At 57.9% G+C, this 23,781-nt stretch carries 22 protein-coding genes; 19 read left to right on the forward strand and 3 right to left on the reverse strand.

Going from position 1 to position 23,781, the window contains the following annotated elements; translation table 11 throughout:
- Window positions 1-12 precede the first annotated feature (12 nt).
- The 3 genes from AC0KVQ_RS07155 to argS are packed head-to-tail and all read right to left on the reverse strand — an operon-like array spanning window position 13 to window position 3,121.
- Complete coding sequence (locus tag AC0KVQ_RS07155) at window positions 13-651, reverse strand: thiol:disulfide interchange protein DsbA/DsbL (RefSeq protein ID WP_473420456.1); 639 nt, start codon at window positions 649-651, stop codon at window positions 13-15.
- A gap of 24 nt (window positions 652-675) precedes the next feature.
- Entirely contained in the window at window positions 676-1,329 is a 654-nt protein-coding gene (locus AC0KVQ_RS07160) for an SPOR domain-containing protein (RefSeq protein WP_473420457.1), read from the reverse strand.
- A 1-nt stretch (window position 1,330) separates the two neighbouring features.
- Window positions 1,331-3,121 carry an arginine--tRNA ligase gene (argS, locus tag AC0KVQ_RS07165; RefSeq protein ID WP_473420458.1) on the reverse strand — a complete coding sequence of 597 codons (1,791 nt, stop codon included), beginning with the start codon at window positions 3,119-3,121 and terminating at the stop codon, window positions 1,331-1,333.
- Window positions 3,122-3,247: 126 nt separating this feature from the next.
- Here argS and AC0KVQ_RS07170 point away from each other — a divergent pair, with 126 nt between their 5' ends.
- The 19 genes from AC0KVQ_RS07170 (at window position 3,248) to rhaD (ending at window position 23,567) form a co-directional block, all read left to right on the forward strand.
- On the forward strand, window positions 3,248-3,508 hold the full coding sequence (locus AC0KVQ_RS07170) for an accessory factor UbiK family protein (RefSeq protein ID WP_473420459.1): 261 nt from the start codon (window positions 3,248-3,250) through the stop codon (window positions 3,506-3,508).
- A gap of 225 nt (window positions 3,509-3,733) precedes the next feature.
- Complete coding sequence (locus AC0KVQ_RS07175) at window positions 3,734-6,394, forward strand: type VI secretion system Vgr family protein (RefSeq protein WP_473420460.1); 2,661 nt, start codon at window positions 3,734-3,736, stop codon at window positions 6,392-6,394.
- A 4-nt stretch (window positions 6,395-6,398) separates the two neighbouring features.
- Window positions 6,399-7,418: a DUF4123 domain-containing protein gene (locus AC0KVQ_RS07180; protein ID WP_473420461.1), complete on the forward strand. Its 1,020-nt coding sequence runs from the start codon at window positions 6,399-6,401 to the stop codon at window positions 7,416-7,418.
- Window positions 7,415-10,252 (forward strand): metallophosphoesterase, encoded by a 2,838-nt coding sequence (locus AC0KVQ_RS07185; protein ID WP_473420462.1) that lies wholly within the window; start codon window positions 7,415-7,417, stop codon window positions 10,250-10,252. The genes AC0KVQ_RS07180 and AC0KVQ_RS07185 overlap by 4 nt, the downstream gene beginning before the upstream one ends.
- Window positions 10,209-11,615 carry a hypothetical protein gene (locus tag AC0KVQ_RS07190; protein ID WP_473420463.1) on the forward strand — a complete coding sequence of 469 codons (1,407 nt, stop codon included), beginning with the start codon at window positions 10,209-10,211 and terminating at the stop codon, window positions 11,613-11,615. Before AC0KVQ_RS07185 ends, AC0KVQ_RS07190 begins: the two co-directional genes overlap by 44 nt.
- A gap of 36 nt (window positions 11,616-11,651) precedes the next feature.
- Window positions 11,652-12,014 carry a TfoX/Sxy family protein gene (locus AC0KVQ_RS07195; protein WP_473420464.1) on the forward strand — a complete coding sequence of 121 codons (363 nt, stop codon included), beginning with the start codon at window positions 11,652-11,654 and terminating at the stop codon, window positions 12,012-12,014.
- Between the two features lie 110 nt (window positions 12,015-12,124).
- Window positions 12,125-12,718: an imidazoleglycerol-phosphate dehydratase HisB gene (gene hisB / locus AC0KVQ_RS07200; RefSeq protein ID WP_473420465.1), complete on the forward strand. Its 594-nt coding sequence runs from the start codon at window positions 12,125-12,127 to the stop codon at window positions 12,716-12,718.
- A 1-nt stretch (window position 12,719) separates the two neighbouring features.
- Window positions 12,720-13,361, forward strand: a complete 642-nt coding sequence (gene hisH, locus AC0KVQ_RS07205) for an imidazole glycerol phosphate synthase subunit HisH (protein WP_473420466.1) — start codon at window positions 12,720-12,722, stop codon at window positions 13,359-13,361.
- Window positions 13,362-13,416: 55 nt separating this feature from the next.
- Complete coding sequence (gene hisA / locus AC0KVQ_RS07210; RefSeq protein ID WP_473420467.1) at window positions 13,417-14,157, forward strand: 1-(5-phosphoribosyl)-5-[(5-phosphoribosylamino)methylideneamino]imidazole-4-carboxamide isomerase; 741 nt, start codon at window positions 13,417-13,419, stop codon at window positions 14,155-14,157.
- Window positions 14,158-14,225: 68 nt separating this feature from the next.
- On the forward strand, window positions 14,226-14,999 hold the full coding sequence (hisF, locus tag AC0KVQ_RS07215) for an imidazole glycerol phosphate synthase subunit HisF (protein WP_473420468.1): 774 nt from the start codon (window positions 14,226-14,228) through the stop codon (window positions 14,997-14,999).
- The gene (gene hisI, locus AC0KVQ_RS07220; protein ID WP_473420469.1) at window positions 14,996-15,391 is read left to right on the forward strand and encodes a phosphoribosyl-AMP cyclohydrolase; all 396 of its coding nucleotides are present in this window, start codon (window positions 14,996-14,998) and stop codon (window positions 15,389-15,391) included. Before hisF ends, hisI begins: the two co-directional genes overlap by 4 nt.
- Before the next feature lie 85 nt (window positions 15,392-15,476).
- Entirely contained in the window at window positions 15,477-16,238 is a 762-nt protein-coding gene (yaaA, locus tag AC0KVQ_RS07225) for a peroxide stress protein YaaA (protein WP_473420470.1), read from the forward strand.
- Between the two features lie 197 nt (window positions 16,239-16,435).
- The gene (locus AC0KVQ_RS07230; RefSeq protein ID WP_473420471.1) at window positions 16,436-17,269 is read left to right on the forward strand and encodes a helix-turn-helix domain-containing protein; all 834 of its coding nucleotides are present in this window, start codon (window positions 16,436-16,438) and stop codon (window positions 17,267-17,269) included.
- Window positions 17,270-17,381: 112 nt separating this feature from the next.
- Window positions 17,382-18,533 carry an iron-containing alcohol dehydrogenase gene (locus AC0KVQ_RS07235; RefSeq protein WP_473420472.1) on the forward strand — a complete coding sequence of 384 codons (1,152 nt, stop codon included), beginning with the start codon at window positions 17,382-17,384 and terminating at the stop codon, window positions 18,531-18,533.
- 8 nt (window positions 18,534-18,541) lie between these two features.
- Window positions 18,542-19,300: a triose-phosphate isomerase gene (gene tpiA / locus AC0KVQ_RS07240; RefSeq protein ID WP_473420473.1), complete on the forward strand. Its 759-nt coding sequence runs from the start codon at window positions 18,542-18,544 to the stop codon at window positions 19,298-19,300.
- Window positions 19,301-19,471: 171 nt separating this feature from the next.
- Complete coding sequence (gene rhaB, locus AC0KVQ_RS07245) at window positions 19,472-20,962, forward strand: rhamnulokinase (protein ID WP_473420474.1); 1,491 nt, start codon at window positions 19,472-19,474, stop codon at window positions 20,960-20,962.
- A complete protein-coding gene (locus AC0KVQ_RS07250) occupies window positions 20,959-22,224 on the forward strand; it encodes an L-rhamnose isomerase (RefSeq protein ID WP_473420475.1) in 1,266 nt (421 codons plus the stop codon). Before rhaB ends, AC0KVQ_RS07250 begins: the two co-directional genes overlap by 4 nt.
- A 162-nt stretch (window positions 22,225-22,386) precedes the next feature.
- Complete coding sequence (gene rhaM, locus AC0KVQ_RS07255) at window positions 22,387-22,701, forward strand: L-rhamnose mutarotase (protein WP_473420476.1); 315 nt, start codon at window positions 22,387-22,389, stop codon at window positions 22,699-22,701.
- 38 nt (window positions 22,702-22,739) lie between these two features.
- Window positions 22,740-23,567 (forward strand): rhamnulose-1-phosphate aldolase, encoded by an 828-nt coding sequence (gene rhaD, locus AC0KVQ_RS07260; protein ID WP_473420477.1) that lies wholly within the window; start codon window positions 22,740-22,742, stop codon window positions 23,565-23,567.
- Window positions 23,568-23,781 lie beyond the last annotated feature (214 nt).

The following is a 23,781-nucleotide window of genomic DNA, read 5'->3' on the forward strand; positions in this document are numbered from 1 at the left end:
TACTTGGAGTTCTTATTTTTTGAGCTTTTTGCGCTCTGCCGCCAGCAATTCATCCAGTGCACGTGTGATCGTGTCATCTTCCTTGCCCAGCATGGCCGGGGAGGTCACATATTTGCCGTTGACGACAAACATCGGTACACCATCAACCGCATAATCGACCGACATCTGCTCCAGTTTTTTCAGCACCATATTGCTGGAAAAACCCGCAGCCTTGTACTTGGCCTGGTCGATACCCTGTTTTTTCAACCAGTCATTCAAGGTGCCATCACGGCGCAGCTCGATGCGGTCGCGCTGCACGGCATTGAACACGGCCATCTGATGTTGTTTGTCGATCCCCATGGCCTGCAGCGTGGCAAAAATCCTGGCATGGGCTTCGATATCGGATCGCCCTGGCCACATCACATGCACGCGTCGAAAATTCACATCGCTCGGCAATTTCTTGGCCCAGGCTTCCACGAAGGGTTCGATCTTGAAGCAGTGCGGGCAGCCGTACCAAAAGAACTCGATCACTTCGAGCTTGCCCTGTACCTCAAGCGACTGCGGCTTGGCCAGCAACTTGTAATCCTTGCCTTCAACCAGCGCAGCATGCGCGACACCTGCGGCGAACAAGCCAACGGTCAGGACGGCTGTTTTCAACCATGCTTTCAGCATTTAAATACTCCGTATCAAGAATCACTAGCCTTTGACTACTGCACTATCAATTCCGTTCCCTTTGAGTTGCGTGCGTACTTTCTCCAGGTCAGCAGTCTTGCTGAAAGGACCGATACGCACGCGATGCCACAAGCCCTTGCCTGGAATTTCCTGGGTCTGGATGCGGGCTTCGATACCCAGCAGCGCCAGCTTGGCCTTGAGGTTGTCGGCATCCTGCTCATTCTGGAACGCCCCGGCCTGCAGCCAGGCTTTTTCTTCGACCACTGTCTTGGCAGGCGCGGAAGCAGCTGGCTTGGAAGCTGCCTGGGGCACCGGCTTGCCGGTTTGTTCATTCAGGGCAGGTAACATGGTGTAGAAATCGAAACGCTCGGGGCCGCTGGCTTTCTGTGCCGGCGCACTGGCATCAGCCAGTACCGGCGGCGCCACTTCATCCGGGCTGCTGGCCGGGCGCAGGATTTCCGGCGCCTGGTTGCTGGCAGGCTGGGCAGTCGCGGGATTGCCGGATACCGTGGAAGTCGTCGTTTTGTCGTTGAACGGATTGGCGCCACGATTGACATAAAGTGCCACGCCCACCGCAGCGATCACGCCAATGATCAAACCGGCCAGCAAACCGGTCAGCAATGAGCCGCCATGCTTGCCATTTCCGCGGGAACGCGGCCGCTTCACGTCTTTTGCCATCTTACATTTTCTCCGGCGCACTCACGCCCAGCACCGCCAGGCCATTGACCAGCGTCTGGCGGATGGCCGAAACCAGGGCGATACGCGCATAGGTCAGGTCTTCGTCATCGGTCAGGAAACGGCTGACGTTGTAATAGCTGTGGAAGTCGGCAGCCAGATCTTTCAGATAGAAGGCGATGCTGTGCGGCGCGTACTCAAGGGCAGCGGCATTGATCGTGGCCGGGAAGTCCGCCAGGCGCCGCAGCAGGTTGGCCTCATGCTCGGAGGTCAGCAAGGCCAGGTTGGCGCCCGGCAGATCCTTGGCACAGCCACCCCATTCTTCCAGCACGCGGCAGATGCGGGCATGGGCATACTGGATGTAGTACACCGGGTTATCATTGCTTTCCGATTTGGCCAGATCCAGATCGAAATCCAGATGCTGATCGGATTTGCGCAATACATAGAACAGGCGCGCGGCATCGTTGCCGACTTCCTGGCGCAGGTCGCGCAGGGTGACGAACGAACCGGAGCGCGTCGACATCGGCACCTGCTGGCCATTGCGGATCAGGTTGGCGAACTGCACCAGTGCGATATCGAGTTTACCGGCATCCAGACCCAGCGCTGTCAGTGCACCCTTCACCCGGGCGATGTAGCCGTGGTGGTCGGCCCCCCAGATGTTGATCACCTTGTCGAAACCGCGCTCGAACTTGTTGAGGTGGTAGGCGATATCGGAAGCAAAATAGGTATAGAGGCCGTTATCGCGCTGCACCACGCGATCTTTCTCGTCACCAAAGGCGGTCGAGCGGAACCACTTGGCACCATCCTGCACGTAGATATGGCCGGCGGCTTCAAGTTTTTCCACGATGCGGGCGACGAGCCCGGTCTCGAACAACGATTTTTCCGAGAACCAGCAATCAAACGTTACGCCAAATTCGGTCAGGTCGGCGCGGCCATCGTTGAGCTGCTCGGTCAGCGCATGGTGATGAATATAGTGCCAGGCATCGCCCAGCAGCGCCTTGGCATTGGCGATCAGCGCATCCAGATGCGCTTCCTTGTCTTCGTCGACATTGGGTGCATTCTTGATGATCTCGGCGGCCGGGCGAACGTAGATATCCCCATGCAGCGCCTGAATCTGGATCGCCATGTCGCGCACGTAATCGCCCTGATAGCCGTTGGGCGGGAACGGGATGCTGACCTTGTGCAGATCCAGATAACGCAGCCAGGTCGAAATGGCCAGGATATCCATCTGGCGGCCGGCATCGTTCACATAGTATTCGCGCTGCACGTCGAAACCGGCCATCGCCAGCAGGTTGGACAAGCTCGCGCCATACGCGGCACCGCGGCCGTGGCCAACGTGCAAGGGGCCGGTCGGGTTGGCGGAAACGAACTCGACCTGCACCTTTTGCTTGCCACCGTAGTTGGTATGGCCGAAGCGGCTGCCCGCTTCCAGCACGTCGAGCACGATGCGCTGGCGTGCGGCATGGGTCAGCGTGAAGTTGATGAAACCGGCACCGGCAATTTCGGCTTTTTCAATCCAGGCAGACAAAGGCAGTGCCTTGATGATCTGTTCAGCCAGGGCGCGAGGGTTCTGGCGCAGTGGGCGGGCAAGCTGCATCGCCAGGTTGGTGGCGTAATCGCCATGGCGGGCATCCTTGGGGCGTTCGACCACGAAAGCGGTATCGGTGGATTCTGGCGCTACGGTCTTGAGCGCATCGGCCAGGAGTTCAGTCAGGTGTTGCTTGAAATCGAGTTGCGGCATGGTGCGGCTGACTTGTGCATTGAATAAACGGCGGATTATACGGTGCTTGTGCATGCGATGCAGCTTGGGCCGGTGACTGGCAGGGACAAATGTTAAAAAGTGTGATCACGACACGTCTGCAAGCGCCAGTTGGCTTTCTGCTAAACTGGAACTGATGCCAAACAAACCAAGGAGACCGCAATGCTGAAAGAAAAGATTTTTGACGAGATCGCCAGCAAGATCAGTGAGGCCATTGCGGCGAGCCCGGCCAAGGATATGGAAAAGAACGTGCGCGCCATGCTGAGCAGTGCCTTTGCCAAGCTTGATCTGGTCACGCGCGAAGAGTTCGAAATCCAGCAACAGGTGCTGGTGAAGTCACGCGAAAAACTCACTGAGCTGGAAACCCGTATCGCCGAACTGGAGACGAAGCTGCACGGCAGCAACCCGCAAGACGCGCTTTGATCGTTCGGCCTCCCGCCCCGGGCGCCCGTTGCACCCGCTGATTGTCGCACCCTTCATTCTGGAATCCATCCCGACACCCTCTCCAGCCCAAAGCAGGAGAGGGTGTCTGCTATTTGCCAGCCCGCATTAAAACTTCCACTGCAAGACAAATAACCTTTCCAAAGTTTAACAATTTCTTTCTTTAATAGTAATATTGCGCCTTTCTTGATGCCACAAGGCGCCATCATGCCTGCCGGTTTACTCCATGCCTTTGCCAGTGCCTTCACACAGGAAAATCGTCTGCTGCGCCTGCAGCTGGGCAGCGGAATTGAGGCTGCCACCCGCCTGCTACCGCAAACCCTGCGCGGGCACCACTGCCTGTCAGCCCCTTACCGCTACGAGCTAGATTGCCTGACTGACAACGCATTGCTCGAACTGAAAGATCTGCTGGGCCTGCCGGTACAGATTGGCATACTGACGGCACAAGGCCATGAGCGGATGATTTGCGGCATCGTGACCGCAGCCGAAACGCTGGGTGCGGATGGCGGATTTTCATCCTATCGATTGATCATCGAACCGGCACTGGCCCTGCTGGGCCACCGCCACACCAGTCGGGTCTTTCAGGATCAGACGGTTCCGGAGATCGTCCAGCGCATCCTTGATGAGCACATTGCGGCCAACCCGGCTCTTGCCACCGCATTCAAGCATGAATCCCATCTGGTCCAAACATACCCGCAGCGCAGTTATTGCCTGCAATACCGGGAAAATGATCTGGCATTTATCACCCGCCTGCTGCGTGAAGAGGGTATCGCCTGGCGCTTTGCCTTTACGGCTGGAGATCTGCCACTGCATACGCTCATCCTGTTCGATGACCCCTACAGCATTGCACAAGGCCTGGTTGGACGTATCCGGTTTCATCGGGCAGATGGTACCGAGCAAGCCGACGGCCTGCAGCAGTGGCGTGGCAGCCGCCAGATTGTCAGCAACCGGATTGATCTGTGCAGCTTTGATTACAAGCAAGTCACCTCCATCCAGAGCAGCGATGACAGTCGTATTGATCAGGGCCAGGGCGGGGAACAGGCTCAGCGAAGCTTGCATGACTATGACCCACAAACCCTTTATTACGGTGATGCGGGTGATCTGGCCCGCTACGCCAGCTTGCGCCAGCAAGCCATTGATCTCTCAGCCCGCAGTTTTACCGCCCAAGGAACCGCCAGAGACGTAACCGTGGGAGAGTGGTTCTTGCTGGATGGTCATCCGGTCCACGATTACGATACTGCCGATCAGCGCGAATTCACGCTTGTCGGCGAGACCCTGACTGCCCGCAACAACCTGCCAAGTGAGCTGCAGCATGGATTGGCCAATCTGCTGGGGCCTGCGGCCGGTACCACGCAGGACTTGGGCCCTTCCGACCATGGGCAGCAACCATTTCGAAGCGAACTCACCCTGGTACGGCGTGGCATCCCCCTTACTCCCGCCTATGCACGCACCGAGCATGCCAAACCTACAGCCCTGGGCGTACAAACCGCCACCGTCGTTGGGCCTGCCAATGAAGAGATATTCACCGATGCCATGGGTCGCATCCGTATCCAGTTTCACTGGCAACGCGCACAGGAACACCGCGAATTCGGGGCAGGCCTGGATGATCGCTCCTCATGCTGGATCCGCGTCGCCTATCCAAGTGCCGGTGCAGGGTGGGGACACCAGTTCATCCCGCGTATCGGGCAGGAAGTACTGGTCGATTTCATTGAAGGAGATATCGATCGTCCTATCGTGACTGGCGTTGTCTACAACGGCACCCATACCCCACCGACATTCAGCGATGCGGGCAATCTGCCCGCCAACAAAACGCTATCCGGCATCAAGAGCAAGGAATACAAGGGTTATCGTTTCAACGAATTGCTGCTGGATGATTCAGCCGGGCAAATCCGGGCCAAACTTTCCAGCGAACATGGTTTCAGCCAGCTCAATCTCGGCTACCTGATTCATCCACGCAAGGATGGCAGCGGCCAACCACGCGGTGAAGGCGCGGAGCTGCGTACCGATCAACACCTCGCCATTCGTGGCGGACACGGCCTGCTGCTGAGTGCCGAGGCGGCAACAGGTGCCAGCGGCAAGCAACTGATGCGGCAGCAAGCACAATCCCAGCTCGACGGTGCATTCAGCCTGGTACAGCAATTGGCGGATGCTGCGGCGCACCAACTCGCCGACCGGCAGGAAACCGGTCAGGATGAGCAAACCATCCAGCCTGACAATAGCCAAGGCCCACGCAAGCCAAACGGACACTTGCATCACCTGCAGCACGCCCTGAAAAGCTGGGAAGCCGGCAGCAATACCGACAAGGATGGCAACAGCTCATCAAGGCAGCAACCCGGGCAACAGGGGCTGATTGCACTGAGTGCACCTGCCGGCATTGTTTCCGCCACCCCACAAGCCCAGGCGCATACGGCCGGCACCAATCTCGATCTGATCGCCCAGCGTGATACCAACCAGACCAGCGGCCGGCGCTGGCTGCATAACGTGGGCCAGCACATCAGTCTGTTTGTGCTGGGTGTGAAAGAACGGGTCAGCCTGAAACTGATCGCCGCACGCGGACATATCCGGATGCAGGCACAGAATGACAGCATCGAAATCGATGCGGCCAAAGATATCCGCATAAAGGCCAACCAGCGTCTCCATCTCTTCGCCGGAGACGAAATCCTGCTGGCGGCAGGCGGGGGTTACATCCGCCTGAAAGGCGGCAACATCCAGATTCATTGCCCGGGAAATCTTACCCTGAAAGCCGCCTCGCATGCCTGGAGCGGGCCGGATCAGATGCAGACGCAACTGACGACCTACCCAACGGTGTGCCAATCCTGCCTGGAGAAAGCCATCAAACAGGGTGCCGCGGCCATTCCGAGGATATGAAAGCATGATCCGATCTCCCTCACAGCCCGAGCAAACGCTGGCCATCCGCACGCTTCACACGCAGGTCCGGCAACTGCTGGCCAGCCTGCCCGAGCAATGCCCCACCCTGCGCAGCTATGTACTGATCGAACGCGGCTTGCATCCCAAATTGGGCTGGCTGGCTAAGCAACTTGAGCATACAGCTGCCCGGGCCATCCTGTTTGAAAACACCCCCGAGGCCCATCTGGCGGAAACACTGTCGCCGTGGCTTGTGACGATTCCCCAGCCAATCGATGACGGACAACTGTATGTGCTGTGCAATTCTGCGCAGCAATTTGGCGGCATTTGCTGGATCTGGTCCACCTGGCCCCTGCCGCGCCTGGCCAACCATTTGCGTACCTTCATGGGTGGCACGCTCCATAACGCCGCTACGCAAGAAGAGGAAGGCGAAATCGCATTGCGCCTGACCGACGCCCGGGTATTTCCCGGGATCTGTGCGGCCCTGACAACAGCCCAGCAAACCGAGCTGTTGCGGCCCATCCATACCTGGGGCATCTGGAATCGCCAACTGCAATGGCAAACCTGGCATGGCACCAACGATGCAGAAGATTTTGCGCCCACCCCGCTGCGCATCAGTACCACGCAGCTCGAAGCAATGAACCGGCACACCCAAGCAGACAAGATTCTCAGCCTGCTTGCCGAGGAATACAGCCAAGCCGGTCAGCCACCCAATCCCGTATACAGCCAACTGCTGAGCCTGCCGCAGGATGCGCGCTACCGCGCCGTGCAGGATCTGCTGAATACCGGCCGCGAAATCGGCTATGAGACCGATCCGGACCTACTACTGTTTGTTTCGCTGGCCTATGTCTGCCACCCGGATTTTCATGCCGTGCCCGGTATGCGCCGGGCTATGGAAGCCGGGGTACACCAAGAGCAATCGCTGGCGACTACCCTGGCGACATTGCCGGACAAGGTCTGGCAAGAAATCGAACACCAGCCAACTCGGATTTCGGTTAACCAGCCTGCTGGTGAGACCAGATCATGAATAAATACAAACAGGCCAGTCTGAGCGCAGCTGGCCGCAGCCAAGCCCTGCTCAGCAAGAATCTGTCACTTCCCTGCGCCAGCTGTGCCGATACGGCGGAATTGCAGGCGGTGATCCTGTATCCGGCACTGGGTACCCCGCTGGTTGCACCGGCAGAGGAAAAACGCATTCGGCTATTCCTGATCGTGGAAGACAAATGCGTTGAACAATTTGGCATCCAGGGCTGCGAAGCGCCGTTTGCCTGGCACTTCATCAACACCCATCTGCGCATCTATCCGTTTGCGCAGGCACACAAAACCTCGGCCGATCTGCAAGGTAAACGTCTCTACACCAGCCCGGCTGCTGCACAGGCAGGCATTTCTGTCCGCTATAAGGGGCGCCACGGTCATGAACCCGCCAAATTGTCTGAACTGGGCTGGAAAGACCGCCTGATCAACCATCAGGGCCATATTGTGGCCAATATCCGCCACAGTGCCCTCAATCTTTTTATCAATAACCAGATCAGCACCGGCCGGTCATGCTCGATACCGCTGGAACCGGCCTTCCCCAGCGTGGCTCAGGTAGCAGACACCCGCAACCAGCCACTGCCGCACCTGTTCGAGATCGAGCTGGCATTTGATGCACTGACGGTGAAGCCCCAGCCCGACACCATGTATACCCTGGCCTGGATGGTGACCTGTGTCTACCGTCGCCATCGTGGCAGCCTCAAAAGCCCGGTCAGCCATTGGGAGCATCAGGACAAGCTGGTCTACGATTTTTTTGCCCAGATGCAGCGCACCCAGCAGCATTTTGCCGAGCCATTCTGTTTCGAGCTGCAGGACTTGCGCCCGGATCGCTGGCCCGGTCAGAAGCTGGATGAAGCACATCGCATCAAACCGTTTCATCCATTCATTTTCAAAAACAACAAACCGCGCCTGGATATTGGCCACCTGACCGACCTGCACTTTTCCTGCCGGCAATTCGCGCTGGCGCAGGCCGATGCGGCCATCCTGGAAGGCATCAGCGAACCGATCGGCCCCAAATTGGCCAACGGCATCCACGCCACGTTCGATCTGGTCGAGCAATTCCGCTGCGGGGCGGACCAGGTCGATGCGCTGTTCCTCACCGGAGATCTGGTCGACTTCAACCGCAACCTCGCGCCGGAACAGGTGAAGGGCGCAGCACCCAAGGATCAGTGGCCCCTATACAACCTGGCCAACAAGCTGGATCAACCCGGATGTTATCCACGCGGCCTGGACGACATGCTGTGCTACTCGCTGGTACACCATGCCTATACCCACAACCTGCCGGTGTTCATGGTGACAGGCAATCACGAGGCGTATGACGAGCCCTTTGGCATCTCGCCGCGCGTGAACAGCTATGCATCCAAGCTGGCTGCCAACCCATCCCGGCGAGCCTTCGCGGTAGAGGATGCACTGGGTGCAGCCAAGGACCATGAGCCCCAAGGCACGCTGAAATCCTACGATCCCAATCAATCAAAAGGGAATATCGATCTGGATTGGTGCCCAAATGATATGGCTGCCATCAGCAAAGCCAACGAAGGCATTCCGGCCGATCACAACCTGACCATCTATGAAGCCTGCCTTATCTATGGCCCCACCTTTGCGCAGATCATGCAAAGCTGGAATTTCATGCCGGACAATTTCGACTGGTTCTTCACCCTGTTCACACCCCTGGCCGATTTTGCCGTGCCTTATAACGACCAGCTGCTGAGCGGGCTGGAATGGGGGGATGCCGAACGCATGCTGGAAGGCAGCTACAAACCCAGCGGGCTGCTGCCCCGCGCCATCGAAGCACTCAACGCACGACAACTGGCACTGTTACGTAATGCCTGCGAACGCCAGGCTAGCCAGCATCTGCTGTTTACCCACTTCACCAGTGCCAGCTTCAACCCCACGCTGGCATTTACCCAATCAGCCTCTTGCGATACGGACAAAGTATCGGATGAAGAAAACTACGGCACCTTTACCGAGAGGCGCCTGCCCCTGTTTCAGATGCTGGATCAGAACCAGATCCACGGGCATTACAGCGGGCATTCACACCGCAGCGGTGCCTATAAGGTGGATCTCACCAAAGGGAAAGTGTATGGCCATAACCTCAGTTTCTCGGGCAAAGATCCCGCCAAACAAATCCCGGATCCAGCCACACGTTGCTGGGTCGGCACCAACTGCGGCGGCATGGGGGTACAGAATCTGGAGGGTGAACTGTACGGCTGGAACCTGATGCCTCCTGCCGGCTACCGCATTGCCGGCAGCAGCGGACGCGTGGCCAGGGTGGTGCAAACCCGATCCAAACGCTACCGTCCGCGCTTTTGCGTGGCACTGGATTATTTGCAATCTCACCAGAAAAAAACGGTGATGGAATGGCGGCATTTTCATGGTCACCTGGAATTGACGGTCCACCATATCCGTAATGTGGTGCCGTTTATCAAGGCTGTGACGTTTTATGTGTGGAATACAAATGATGGGGTTTTCAATCAATATCCACTGAAATTGAATAAAGGAAAGTGTTATGCCCAAACACTGTACTACCAATGTACTTGCCCGCAACTGGATATTTTAGTTGCCCGCCTGAATCAACCATCCGCGTTTGTAAAAATAGAGTTCAATCAGGCCTTGACCAACGTCACCGGCAAAGATGGCACCAAGCTCTACGACCAATACAACCTCGACGACTCCTGGATTTTCCGGGTACGAGCCAATGGAATGATTGATCCGATTCTGATCGGATTTGATCGGGAGGGCGAGGAGCCGGATTGGGAATGGCTGGCAGCTACCCAAGAAGATCGTTATGTCAAACCAGTCAATGTTAGAAATCGCTCCAATAATCGCTAATTCATCAACCATGATACCTAATCGACGCCGCATATTTTTAGCACTCTTAAGTGCCCCATGGATTTCCACAGTTCATGCCACATCACTATTCAACCGGTTTACCAAGGAAAAATCCATGCAGCCAATCTTGCCAGAGGAACTGGAGCTGATTCGTAATCCCTTGAGTCGCCCAGCCTGGTTCGCAGCCAATCATCTGCCGCAGGATCAGCCACTGGTAATCCGTGATCGCGTGTTTGACAGCACCCGTCGTCTGCTGCGCGATGCGGATATCCAGCATGTACGCTTTATTGGCTGTGTTTTTGCCGGATTTCAGGGCTATGGCAACAATCTGGAAAACGTCACGTTTGAGCAGTGTCGTTTTTTGGGCGGTGAATTCACCGGAGATCTGTGGCAACAGGTCAGGCTGGTTCGTTGCGAGGCAGAAGGACCGTTCAAGATTGGTAGTGCCGATGGTGAAATCATGTTTGAAGACTGCATGCTGGAAGGCATGACCAGGAATCAGGGGGGATACGGTAGTCGGACCCAACATTTTGGTGCGGCTATCTGTGAGGATGGGTCCAGCAGTTTTATTCGCTGCCGCATAAATAATGTTTTCGCATGGGCGGCAAAGTCACTTAAATTCAAATCATGCGTTTTGGGTGAAATATCAGCCAATTCGCGCAGTCAGCAAGGAATATTGATAATTGATGAATGCACAGGGAAAGGCAAACAAGATTTCAGTGGAAATGGCAATGAATTTTCAAATATCCAGATCAGAAATTCTCAAATTGGAGATGTAGAAATGATATCGGTTTCCAGTAAAAGACTGGAAATATTCGATAGCTCACTTAGCCTGAAGCTGGGTGCAGTCGTTGCCAAGTATGATCAGGCAGTTTTCCGCAATGTAAAATTCCACGGTGAGGGCCTCAATTGTGCGTGGGCACGTTTTGGATCTCTGGAAATCGACAGCTGTGATGTCGGGGGCAAGGGTCTCCAGATCTTCGGGGATGTACGTATTCAGCCTCGTCCCGGCGACTACCCAATCGCATGGACCCGCCTGCGCCAGCTTACCCTGCGCAATCTAACACTCAAATCGCCGCGCCTGGATTACATGCATGCCGGCACACTGGTACTGGAAAACACCACGCTGCGCGATGCCGATCTCTCGCATGGCTGTTTCGATACCATCCGTTTCAAGCAAGCCCGGCTGGAGGGAGAACTCAAGCTGGCCGATACCACCATTCGCCACATCGATAACCAGGGATTGATCAATCAGGCCAAGGTCGCCGGCCTGTTGCAGGCCAACCCGGCGGCCCCCAAGCCGGATCTGGCGCCCATCGACCAGCCGCCCGGGCGGCCGGTGCCGCCCCAAAGCGTAAAATGACGGGTCCTCGCTCATTGACCACTATCAGGAAGCCCCATGCCGCGTCGCTCTGAATATCTTGATTGGCTAACCGAACAACTGGCGCCGCTGGGTGCGATCCGGGTGCGTGCCATGTTCGGGGGCTATGGCCTGTATTGCGACGATCTGTTTTTTGCCATCGCCGATGACGATGTGCTGTTCGTGAAGGTGGATGATGTCAGCCGTACGGAATTCGAGGCCGAAGGCCTAAAGCCGTTCACCTATCCGATGAAGGATGGCAGCATCTCGACCATGTCTTACTACCCGCTGCCGGATTACGCGCTGGAAAGTCCGCCCGAGCTACTCATCTGGGCAAGAAAAGGGCTGGCAGCGGCCTTGCGTGCGCCTGCCAGGGGAAAAAGTCGCAAGAATCAGGGATAACCCGCAGCGCCCTGCTTCACGCCGCGCCGATTCTGTTGGACAATCAAGGACTCAGCCGCGTTGTACCCAAAGCGGCAAGCTCCGTTATCGCCCCAAGGCAAACTGGAATCATGCGCCAAGCTACTGTTACCCGTAATACCCTGGAAACCCGGATCACCGTCAGCGTGAATCTGGATGGATCAGGCCAGTCGAAATTCTCTACCGGCGTGCCGTTTCTCGAACACATGCTTGACCAGATCGCCCGTCATGGCCTGATCGATCTCGAAATCGTGGCCGAAGGCGACCTGCACATTGACGATCATCATACGGTGGAAGATATCGGCATCACGCTGGGTCAGGCTTTTGCCAAGGCAGTGGGCGACAAGAAGGGCATCCGTCGTTACGGCCACAGTTACGTGCCGCTGGATGAAGCGCTGTCGCGCGTGGTGATCGACCTGTCCGGTCGCCCGGGCCTGGTTTGCAATGTCGATTACACCCGCGCCAGCATCGGCAATTTCGATACCCAATTGTTCGGCGAATTCTTCCACGGTTTCGTCAATCATGCTGCAGTCACCCTGCATATCGACAATCTGCGCGGCGACAATGCCCACCATCAGGCCGAAACCGTCTTCAAGGCATTTGGTCGTGCCCTGCGCATGGCAGTGGAATTCGATGAACGCATGGCCGGCGTCACGCCGTCCACCAAGGGCACACTGGTAGGCTGACATGAAGATTGCTGTTGTTGACTATGGCATGGGCAACCTGCACTCGGCAACCAAGGCGCTCGAGCGCGTGGCCGCAGGCGCTGCCGAAATCATCCTGACTTCTGATCCGGCCGTGGTGGCCGCAGCCGACAAGGTGGTTTTTCCGGGGCAAGGCGCCATGCCGGATTGCATGCGCGAACTGGAAGCCAGCGGCCTGAAACAGGCCGTACTGGATGCCGCGAAAAGCAAACCCTTTCTGGGCATCTGCGTTGGTGCCCAATTGCTGTTTGAATTCAGCGAGGAAGGCAATACGCCGGGGCTGGGCGTCTTCAAGGGCCGGGTGATCCGCTTCCCGCCGGACAAGATGCACGATGAACACGGCCAGAAGCTGAAAGTGCCGCACATGGGCTGGAACGAAATGTTTATCGTCAAGTCGCACCCGTTGTGGGCCGGCATTCCCGATCGCGAACGCTTCTACTTTGTGCACAGCTACCACTTCGCCCCGGAGGAGGATATTGCCGTGATCGAATCGGCCTATCCTTACCGCTTTGCCGCTGCCGTGGCGCGAGGCAATATCTTTGCCATTCAGTGCCACCCAGAAAAAAGCCATAATGCCGGTCTCAAACTGCTGGAAAATTTTGTACACTGGAACGGTTGTTTCTGATTTGTTTCACTTTTTCATTTTCTATCCAATCTATCGCCTGACCGCCTGAACCATCATGCTTATCATTCCCGCAATTGATCTGAAGGACGGCCACTGCGTGCGTTTGCGCCAGGGCCTGATGGAAGACGCCACCGTGTTTTCCGAAGAACCAGCCGCCATGGCCGCGCACTGGCTGGAGAAAGGCGCACGACGCCTGCATCTGGTCGACCTGAACGGCGCCTTTGCCGGCAAGCCGAAAAATCTCGATGCCATCAAAGGCATTTTGAAGGCCGTTAATGGCGAGATTCCCGTACAGCTGGGTGGCGGCATCCGCAGTCTCGATACCATCGAGCAATACCTGGATGCCGGCATCGACTACGTGATCATCGGCACTGCGGCCGTGAAGCAACCGGGCTTCCTGCACGAAGCCTGCGATGCCTTCCCCGGCCATATCATCGTCGGGCTCGATGCCAAGGATGGCATGGTCGCTACCGACGGCTGGTCCAAGGTGACTGACCACGATGTAGTGGATCTGGCCAAACGCTTCCAGGGTTACGGTGTGGAATCGGTGATCTACACCGATATCGGCCGTGACGGCATGCTCTCCGGTGTGAACATCGAAGCCACCGTGAGACTGGCTCAGGCGCTGACCATCCCGGTGATTGCCTCGGGCGGGCTGACCAATCTGGATGACGTGCGCGCACTGTGTGCCGTGGAAAGTGAAGGCATCGAAGGCGTGATCACGGGTCGTGCCATCTATGAAGGCACCATTGACTTTGAAGCCGCGCAGGATCTGGCCGACGAACTTTCGCAGTAATACTTCGTCATTCCGGGCTTGCCCCGGAATGACGGATTTGCCGTTCAATAGAATTCCAGGATTTCCTCATGGCGCTAGCCAAACGCATCATCCCCTGCCTTGATGTTACCGCCGGTCGCGTGGTCAAGGGCGTCAACTTCCTTGAGCTGCGCGATGCCGGCGATCCGGTCGAAATCGCCAAGCGCTATGACGATCAGGGCGCGGACGAGGTCACTTTCCTCGATATTACGGCCTCAAGCGATGACCGCGATGTGATCCTGCACGTGATCGACGCGGTCGCCTCGCAGGTCTTCATTCCGCTGACTGTTGGCGGAGGTGTACGCAAAGCCGATGACGTGCGCCGACTGCTGAACGCGGGTGCCGACAAGGTCAGCATCAACACCACCGCGGTAACCAACCCCGATGTGGTACGAGAGGCTTCCAGCCGTTTCGGCTCGCAAGCCATCGTAGTCGCCATCGATGCCAAACAGGTCAGCGCACCGGGCGAGCCCCTGCGTTGGGAAGTGTTCACCCATGGCGGGCGTAAAGCCACCGGGCTGGATGCAGTCGAGTGGGCAAAGAAGATGCAGGCCTATGGCGCGGGCGAAATCCTGCTGACCAGCATGGATCGTGACGGCACCAAGATCGGTTTCAACCTGCCGCTGACCCGCGCGGTATCGGATGCCGTGGATATCCCGGTCATCGCTTCCGGCGGTGTCGGTAACCTGCAGCATCTGGTCGATGGCGTACTGCAAGGCCATGCCGATGCCGTGCTGGCGGCGAGCATCTTCCACTTCGGCGAATACACCGTGCGCCAGGCCAAGGAAGCGATGCGCGCGGCCGGGATCGAGGTACGGCTATGAGCTGGCTGGATGAAATCAAATTTGATAGCGCCGGCCTGGTACCTGTCATCGCTCAGGACAAGGAAACCGGCCGCGTGCTGATGTTTGCCTACGCCAATCGCGATGCCGTGGCACTGACTGCCGAAAAGGGCACGGCACATTACTGGACGCGTTCGCGCCAGAAACTGTGGCACAAGGGCGAAGAATCCGGTCATTTCCAGCAGGTGCATGAAATCCGCATGGATTGCGATGGCGATGTGCTGATCTATGTCATCGACCAGGAAGGCGGCATCGCCTGCCATACCGGTCGTCAGAGTTGCTTCTTCCGCAAACTGGAAAACGGTGCCTGGGTGACCACCGATCCGGTCATCAAGGATCCACACGCAATCTACGGTGCCGGACACAAGCACTGATAACACCCCAAACCGCCGAGCCTGGCGGTTTTTTCATGCCGGCGACCACGTTATGATGCGGGAACAAAAATACAGGAGACCCACGATGCTGATGCTGATTTCGCCTGCCAAAACGCTCGATACCACGACCCCGCCCGTCATTGCCGATCATTCCATGCCGGATTTTCTGGAGTGCTCAGCCGAGCTGGTTGCCATCCTGCGCGAAAAATCACCGCAGGAGATCGCCGAACTGATGGGATTATCCGACAAGCTTGCGCTGCTCAATTTCGAGCGATTCCAGAGCTGGCATCCGGCGTTTTCGCCCGCCGAAGCCAAACAGGCGGTGCTGATGTTCATGGGGGATGTGTACGAAGGACTTGATGCGGCGAGCCTGAGCCCGGTCCAGTTTGCCTATCTGGGCCAGCATCTGCGCATCCTGTCTGGCCTGTATGGGCTGTTGCGCCCGCTTGACCTGATGCTGCCCTACCGCCTGGAAATGGGCACGGCCCTACCCAATGCACACGGCAAGGATCTGTATGCCTTCTGGGGCGATACGCTGGCGCAGACAATCAATCAACTCAACCCGGGCGTAGTCGTGAATCTGGCCTCGAACGAATACTTCAAGGCCGTGAATGCCAAAAAACTCGCCTGCCCGGTCATCACCCCGGTATTCGAGGATTGGTCTGGCGGCAAGTACAAGATCGTCAGCTTCTACGCCAAGCGTGCACGAGGGCTGATGGTGCGCTGGGCGGCGCTGCATGGCGTGACCGATCCGGAACAACTCAAGGATTTCGACCTGGAAGGTTATGCTTTCGATGCTGCCGCATCAGACGAAACCACCTGGCGCATGCGACGCAAATCGGCCTGACCGATCGTCAGAAAATATTGGACTACAGCAACTTTACCGAATTTGATGTAGTCACAGATCAGTCAATACATGGACAGAAAAGCCTACTGCCGCTACATTTACGGGCTGTGAATATTGCACAATAGCCACTTGCGGATTGCCAAGTGGTCTAGCCAGAATGCCCGAAGCCCAACTACTGTGCATGATGAGGTAAGGCCATGGATACCCTGCACCGGACAGATTTTTTTGAAGGAGACAAGGCCGTCTCCGTTTTGCCGCGCGTACCGCAACCCGATTTCCCCGAGCACAGCCATGATTTTCATGAGCTGGTGATGGCCAAATCCGGTAGCGGTCTGCATTACGTCAATGGCAACCCGTTCCATGTCAGCAAGGGCTCCGTTTTTTACCTGCGTTCAGGCCAATCGCATTTCTTCGATCATACCGACGGTCTTTGCCTGACCAACGTGGTCTTCGTGCCCGATCAGTTGCAATCGGCCTCGCTGCTGGGTTTTCTGCCCAATGCGCCAGAACTGGATGCCCTGCCCCTCAATGTCGGCACCCAGGCCATCGATGAATGCGAACGCCTGTTTTCGGCCATTCGCAGTGAAAGCCTCAAGCCCGATCCAGCCTCGGTACAAATGGTGGAAGCACTGTTTTCGCAACTGATCGTGCTGCTATGGCGAGAGCATCGTCGCACACTGGATATTTCCGATGGTGACAGCCGTCTGGCTGCGCTGATCCGCCATATCGACCACCACATGGCCGATCCGATCGATTTTTCCGAACTGGCCGATACTTACAGCATTCCGCTGCGTACCATGGCACGTCGCATGGTCGAAGCCACCGGGCTTTCCCCCAACAATTATCTGGGCCGGGTACGCCTGTGCCATGCCATGCGCATGCTGGTTCAGGGCAATGATTCCGTCACCGACATTGCCTTTGCCTGCGGCTTCAACGACAGCAATTACTTCTCCAGCCGCTTCCATCAGGAAATCGGCGTCACGCCAATGCAGTTCCGTAAGCAACGCTCGACCGCCGTAATGCATTCTTGATCGCCATGCCATGGCGCCGGGCAATCTGGCGCCAGACACAAGGCTGGCATGGCCGCACGCGCCTAGCATTCCCCCATTGGGTTTTATCACTACTATCGATGGGGGAATTCAAATGGGCTTCATGCTTTGTTTGCCAAAAATCAGTCTGTCCGGTGCGGGCTGTATCAAGGAGCTGGCCAGTCACCTGCAAAGCCAGCCGTGCCGCAAGCCGCTGATCGTAACCGAGGCGGCACTGGTCAAGCTTGGCTTGCTCAAGGAATTGATCGCCACCTTGCACAACGCCGGTTTTGCACCGGAAGTGTTTGACCAGGTCATCCCCAATCCGACCGATATCGTGGTCGACCAGGCCGTGGCGGCCTACCAGCAATCGGGCTGCGACATGCTGATCGGTTTTGGTGGCGGTTCCAGCATCGATACCGCCAAGGCAATTCGCGCCGTGATCGCCAATCCGGGCAAGCGCGTGCATGACTTCGAAGGCATCGGCAAGATCGGCAAGATCGGTCCGATGCTAGTGGCGGTCAGCACCACCTCCGGCACCGCCGCCGAAGTCACCAGCAATGCCGTGATCATCGACACCAGCCGCCAGGTGAAAATGGTGTTGATCGACAGCGCCATCATTCCGGAAATTGCCGTGAATGATCCTGAGCTGATGCTGGGCCTGCCACCCGCCGTCACTGCTGCAACCGGCATGGATGCGCTGACCCATGCCGTGGAAGCGTATGTCTCGATCGGTGCCCATCCGCTCACCGATCCGACCGCGCTGGCTTCGATCCGCCTGATCGCCGAATGGCTGCCCAAGGCCGTGGCCGATGGCACCAATCTGGTCGCACGCGAAATGATGGCGCAGGCGCAATTCCTCGCAGGTATGGCCTTCAACAGCGCCGGTCTGGGTTATGTGCACTCGCTCGCGCATCAGCCAGGCGCCACCCACAACCTGCCGCACGGTGTCTGCAATGCCATCATCCTGCCGGTGGTGTGCGAATTCAGCCGCCCGGTACAGGTCAAGCGCTTTGCAGAAATCGCCGAAGCCATGGGCAACGACATCAGCGGCCTGAGCAACGAAGAAGCCTCCAAGCTCGCGATTGAAAGCATCCGCAAGCTCTCCGCCACCGTGGGTATTCCGCGAGGGTTGGGCGAATTCGGCATCACGGAAGCCGATATCCCGGGCTGGATCACACCGGCTCAGAATGACCCGTGCACCGGCTGTGCGCCGCGCCGAGCCAGCGATGCGGAAATCGCCGAACTCTACCGCGCGGCACTGTGAGGCCAACGATGAAGAAATTTGTCGTCGGCAACTGGAAGATGCACGGATTTTCCCAGAGCGTGCGCGACTATGCCCAGGCCCTGCTGACATTGCAGGCCAGCGCGGCTTGCGATGTCGGCGTGGCGGTGCCCGTTCCTTACCTAGCACGACTGCAAGCGCAAGTCGGCAGCGCAGCCGTCGCCGTGGTGGCGCAAGATGTCAGCCAGTACGGTGGAACCGGTGCCTATACCGGCGAGATCAGCGCCGACATGCTGCGCGATATCGGCTGCACGCACGTATTGATCGGGCACTCCGAGCGGCGCCAGTATTTTGGCGAGGATGACGACATCCTGGCGCGCAAGATCGAAAATGCCACGCGCGCTGGATTGTCGCCGATCATCTGCATCGGTGAAGTGCTGGAAATTCGCCAGGGTGGGGATTATCTGGCCGAACTGGGCCGGCAACTGGCATTGATCGAGCGTACCCGCGATCTGTTGCCCGATACGGTGTGGGTAGCGTACGAGCCGGTCTGGGCCATTGGCACGGGCCTGGTCGCAACCATCACTCAGATCGAGGAAGCGCATGCCTATCTGGCCGGCAAATTGCGCCAGATCCTGCCCGCGGGAAAAACCGCGCGCCTGCTCTATGGCGGCAGCGTTAAAGGCAACAACGCCGCCGACATTCTCACTGTCCCCGGTGTGGATGGCGTGCTGGTCGGTTCCGCTTCACTGACTGCGCCGGAAATGGGCCGCATCATGGCGGGTGCTGCACCGGTCACAACCGAATAAAACCAAGAACTTCTCCTCCTGAATCTGACCCGCCGTCTGGCGGGTTTTTTCTTGCTAAATCCGCGCTTCTTTGTTCGAGCGCCAGTGAAGGCGGGTCACTGGCGCTGGCATGAAGGTGTGAAAATGCTTGACTGCCTAGACTGGCATCCATTGCTTATGAGATTTGAAGACATGACCCGTTTTGTTGCTGCAGTCGATATCGGAGCCTCCAGTGGCCGCGTGATGCTGGCCGGCTACGATGCGGCCAATCGCCAGTTGCAGCTCGATGAGATCCATCGTTTCGAAAATCGCCTGCATCGCATCGATGGTCACGATTGCTGGGACCTAGAACACATCTACCGCGAAATCTGCGCCGGGCTGGCCCGCATCGAAGCCGACGGCATTGCACTGGATTCGATCGGCATCGATACCTGGGGCGTGGACTTCGTACTGCTCGACCGTGCCGGCCAGGCGCTCGGGCTGCCGGTAGCCTATCGCGATGCCCGTACCGACGGCATGATGGCAAAAGTTGAGGCCAAGGTTTCGCGCGAGGAAATCTATGCCCGCACCGGCATCCAGTTCATGCAGTTCAACACCCTGTATCAACTGCAGGCCCTGCGCGATGCCAACCCGGACTGGTTCGGCCAGGTCGACAAGCTTCTGCTGATTCCGGATTACCTGCACTACCGCCTGTGCGGCGCGCTGTCGTGCGAATACACCAATGCCACCACCACCCAGCTGCTCAATGTCGAAACCGGGCTGTGGGACGAAAAGCTGCTGCAAAGCATCGATATTCCGGCATCCTGGTTCCTGCCGCCGGTACAGCCGGGTACGGTATTGGGCTACTGGACCAGCCCGCAAGGGCGCCAGATCAAGGTCATTGTGCCGCCGACGCACGACACCGGCGCCGCAGTGGCTGCAGCCCCGCTGGCCGATGCCCATACAGCCTACATCAGTTCGGGCACCTGGTCGCTGATGGGGCTGGAAAGCCGCACGCCGGTCAACGGACCGGATGCGCTGGCCTGCAACCTGACCAACGAAGGCGGCGTGGAAGGCACCTTCCGCATCCTCAAGAACATCATGGGCCTGTGGCTGATCCAGGGCGTACGCCGCGAACTCGGTACGCTGTCGTTTGCCGAGCTGGTTGAAGCCGCACGCGATGTCACCCCGGCACGCAGCCTGATCAACCCGAACGATGACCGCTTCCTCAATCCGCCTTCAATGATCGAAGCGATCCAGACCTTCTGCCGCGAAACGGATCAAGCAGTACCGCAGCAGCCGGGCGAGCTGGCGCGCTGCGTATTCGAAAGCCTGGCACTGCTCTACCGCCGGACCATGCAGGAATTGCAGCAGATCTGCGGCATCGATATCCGGCTGATCCAGATCGTCGGCGGCGGCTCCAACAATACCTTCCTGAACCAGTTGACCGCCGATTACTGCCAGGTACCGGTGGCAACCGGCCCGATCGAGGCCTCCGCGCTGGGCAATGTCTGCTACCAGCTCAAGGGCCTGGGCCTGCTCGGCGACCTGGCCGAGGCGCGCGAACTCATGCGCCAGTCCTTCTGCACCGGGGGCTACCAGCCACAAGCCATGCCGGAACTGGCGCAACACTGGCAACGTTTTCAGCAGCTTTGCCAAGGCAATGCTGTTTCTTGTAACCAACCTGAAGAAGAGCACGTATGAACAACAAGGACATGATCCAGGCCGCATTCACCGTGGCCGAACAACGCTACGCCGCGCTGGGCGTGGATGTCAGCGCCGCGCTCGCCACGTTGGACAGCATCCCGGTTTCGATGCACTGCTGGCAAGGTGACGATGTCACCGGCTTTGAAGTCAACGCCGGCGCACTGACCGGTGGCATCCAGGCCACCGGCAATTATCCGGGCAAGGCCCGCAACGCCGCAGAACTGCGCCAGGACCTGGAAACCGCCATGGGCATGATCCCGGGTGCCAAGCGTCTGAACCTGCACGCCATCTACCTCGAAGCCGAAACGGCCGTGCCGCGTGACCAGATCAAGCCGGAACACTTTGCCAACTGGGTAGAGTGGGCCAAGAAGATGCAGATCGGCCTGGATTTCAACCCGAGCTGCTTCTCGCACCCGCTGTCCGCCGATGGCATGACGCTGTCGCACCCGGATGCCAAGGTTCGCCAGTTCTGGATCGACCACTGCAAGGCCAGCCGCCGCATTTCCGCCTATTTCGGCAAGGAGCTCGGCACGGCTTCGGTCATGAACATCTGGGTACCGGATGGCATGAAGGATGTTCCGGCCGACCGTCTGGCACCGCGTCAGCGCCTGGCTGCGGCACTGGATGAAGTGATCTCGGAAAAACTGCCGCTGGAACACCATATCGACGCCGTGGAAAGCAAGCTGTTCGGTATCGGTGCCGAATCGTATACCGTCGGCTCCAACGAATTCTTCATGGGCTATGCCGCCACGCGCAACGTCGCGCTGTGCCTCGATGCCGGCCACTTCCACCCGACTGAAGTGATCTCGGACAAGATCAGCGCAGCCTCGCTGTACGTGAAAGATCTGCTGCTGCACGTCAGCCGTCCGGTACGCTGGGACAGCGACCACGTGGTGCTGCTGGATGATGAAACCCAGGCCATTGCCAACGAAATCATCCGCAACAATCTGCTCAGCCGCGTGCATATCGGACTCGATTTCTTCGATGCCTCGATCAACCGTATCGCTGCCTGGGTGATCGGTACGCGCAACATGAAGAAGGCTCTGCTGCGTGCCTTGCTGGAACCGGCCGCCACGCTGCGCGGCGCCGAAGCAGCCGGCGACTACACCAGCCGTCTGGCCCTGATGGAAGAAACCAAGAGCCTGCCGTGGGCTGCGGTATGGGATTACTACTGCGCCCAGCAGAACGTCGCCGTCGGCAGCGAATGGCTGGATGCCGTGAAGGCATATGAGAAGGATGTGCTCGCGGCACGCGCTTAACCATCAGGCTTGTCGTAGGTCGGAATTCATTCCGATATCCATGATGCATGGGTGTCGGGTTAAAACCCGACCTACACCCCTAGCCAACCGTGCCCGTGACGTCTGTGTTGCCGGCACGGTTTGCCACTGATAAACCCAGCATTTTTGACGGGACAAACCACCATGATACGCAAGGCATTCCTGATGTCGGTCAATCCGGATCAGCACGCTGAATACCAGCGCCGTCACGATGAAATCTGGCCGGAACTGGCCGCAACGCTCACGCAGCACGGTGCCAGCAACTACAACATCTTTCTGTGCGAACAGACCAGCCAGCTGTTTGCCTATGTCGAGATCGAAGACGAAGCCCGCTGGAATGCCGTGGCCAAGACCGAGGTCTGCCAGCGCTGGTGGCAATACATGAAGGACATCATGCCGTCGAACCCGGACAACAGCCCGATCAGCCAGGAGCTCAAGCCGGTGTTTTATCTGGCCTGATCCCGTCTGCAATCCCATTACTGAATACGAGAACAATCATGCAAGAAATCAAACTGAACGATGCCGTGATGGCAGAAATCGAAAAAGTGGTCGAAGTGGCCGAATACCTGTGGCAGCGCGAATGGGCCGAACGCAACGGCGGCAATATCTCGGTCGATGTGACCGATATCTTTGGCGAAGCACCAGCCTCGATGGCAGGCTTCCCGCATTGCGAACTGAGCATGGTCGGCGGTGAAGCAGCTTTCCCCATCGACAGCGCCGGCCATATCTTCTACGTGAAGGGCACCGGCGAGCGGATCCGCGAACTGCGTGATCCGGAACTGGCCGGCTGCGTGCTGCGCATCGACGATGCCGCCAAGGGCTACCACATCCTGTGGGGCGGTCGCGGCAAGGCTGATTACCGCCCGACCAGCGAATTCATCTCGCACGTGGAAATCGTGATGGACAAGTACCGCTCCGGTTCGAAAGACCGCTGCGTGGTGCATACCCATCCGCTGGAACTGATTGCGCTGTCGCATCATCCGAAATACGCGCACGATGAAGTCGCCTACACCAACGCCTGCTGGAAGATGCTGCCGGAAGTACGCGCTTTCGTACCGCGAGGTATCGGCATGGTGGCTTACTGCATGCCGGGCAGCAAGGTGATGGCCGATGGCACCACCGAAAAACTGCGCAAGCATGACGTGGCGATCTGGGAAAAGCACGGCGCGGTCGCGACCGGTCCGGATGCTCTGGTGGCCTTTGACTTTGTCGACGTGGCCAACAAGGGCGCCAAACTGCATCTGATGTGTCTGGCCAGCGGCTTCGAGCCGGAAGGCGTCAGCGACAAGGATATGCAGGAGCTGAAGGAAACGTTTGGGCTGTAAATTAGACTGGCAGCCAAGCCTGATCGAAAAGCCGCTTGCCACACTTGGCAAGCGGCTTTTTTATACATTTCAGATTCAGCAACCGTTGTTAGCACACCTTGCCCTGGCCGGTGCCGAGAAGCGCAGCAAGGCACGGGAATTCGGCGAGGACTGTTTAAGGGCGTATCCCGAGTTTCCCGAAAAGGGACTTGATTGGCTTTACCAATCGACGCCG

This window comes from Formivibrio sp. oc-25 (assembly GCF_055810895.1).

Bases quoted from the DNA above. Each gene is read 5' to 3' on its own strand.
- AC0KVQ_RS07155 (WP_473420456.1), bottom strand. From the start codon at position 651: ATGCTGAAAGCATGGTTGAAAACAGCCGTCCTGACCGTTGGCTTGTTC.
- AC0KVQ_RS07160 (WP_473420457.1), bottom strand. From the start codon at position 1,329: ATGGCAAAAGACGTGAAGCGGCCGCGTTCCCGCGGAAATGGCAAGCAT.
- argS (WP_473420458.1), bottom strand. From the start codon at position 3,121: ATGCACAAGCACCGTATAATCCGCCGTTTATTCAATGCACAAGTCAGC.
- AC0KVQ_RS07170 (WP_473420459.1), top strand. From the start codon at position 3,248: ATGCTGAAAGAAAAGATTTTTGACGAGATCGCCAGCAAGATCAGTGAG.
- AC0KVQ_RS07175 (WP_473420460.1), top strand. From the start codon at position 3,734: ATGCCTGCCGGTTTACTCCATGCCTTTGCCAGTGCCTTCACACAGGAA.
- AC0KVQ_RS07180 (WP_473420461.1), top strand. From the start codon at position 6,399: ATGATCCGATCTCCCTCACAGCCCGAGCAAACGCTGGCCATCCGCACG.
- AC0KVQ_RS07185 (WP_473420462.1), top strand. From the start codon at position 7,415: ATGAATAAATACAAACAGGCCAGTCTGAGCGCAGCTGGCCGCAGCCAA.
- AC0KVQ_RS07190 (WP_473420463.1), top strand. From the start codon at position 10,209: ATGTCAAACCAGTCAATGTTAGAAATCGCTCCAATAATCGCTAATTCA.
- AC0KVQ_RS07195 (WP_473420464.1), top strand. From the start codon at position 11,652: ATGCCGCGTCGCTCTGAATATCTTGATTGGCTAACCGAACAACTGGCG.
- hisB (WP_473420465.1), top strand. From the start codon at position 12,125: ATGCGCCAAGCTACTGTTACCCGTAATACCCTGGAAACCCGGATCACC.
- hisH (WP_473420466.1), top strand. From the start codon at position 12,720: ATGAAGATTGCTGTTGTTGACTATGGCATGGGCAACCTGCACTCGGCA.
- hisA (WP_473420467.1), top strand. From the start codon at position 13,417: ATGCTTATCATTCCCGCAATTGATCTGAAGGACGGCCACTGCGTGCGT.
- hisF (WP_473420468.1), top strand. From the start codon at position 14,226: ATGGCGCTAGCCAAACGCATCATCCCCTGCCTTGATGTTACCGCCGGT.
- hisI (WP_473420469.1), top strand. From the start codon at position 14,996: ATGAGCTGGCTGGATGAAATCAAATTTGATAGCGCCGGCCTGGTACCT.
- yaaA (WP_473420470.1), top strand. From the start codon at position 15,477: ATGCTGATGCTGATTTCGCCTGCCAAAACGCTCGATACCACGACCCCG.
- AC0KVQ_RS07230 (WP_473420471.1), top strand. From the start codon at position 16,436: ATGGATACCCTGCACCGGACAGATTTTTTTGAAGGAGACAAGGCCGTC.
- AC0KVQ_RS07235 (WP_473420472.1), top strand. From the start codon at position 17,382: ATGGGCTTCATGCTTTGTTTGCCAAAAATCAGTCTGTCCGGTGCGGGC.
- tpiA (WP_473420473.1), top strand. From the start codon at position 18,542: ATGAAGAAATTTGTCGTCGGCAACTGGAAGATGCACGGATTTTCCCAG.
- rhaB (WP_473420474.1), top strand. From the start codon at position 19,472: ATGACCCGTTTTGTTGCTGCAGTCGATATCGGAGCCTCCAGTGGCCGC.
- AC0KVQ_RS07250 (WP_473420475.1), top strand. From the start codon at position 20,959: ATGAACAACAAGGACATGATCCAGGCCGCATTCACCGTGGCCGAACAA.
- rhaM (WP_473420476.1), top strand. From the start codon at position 22,387: ATGATACGCAAGGCATTCCTGATGTCGGTCAATCCGGATCAGCACGCT.
- rhaD (WP_473420477.1), top strand. From the start codon at position 22,740: ATGCAAGAAATCAAACTGAACGATGCCGTGATGGCAGAAATCGAAAAA.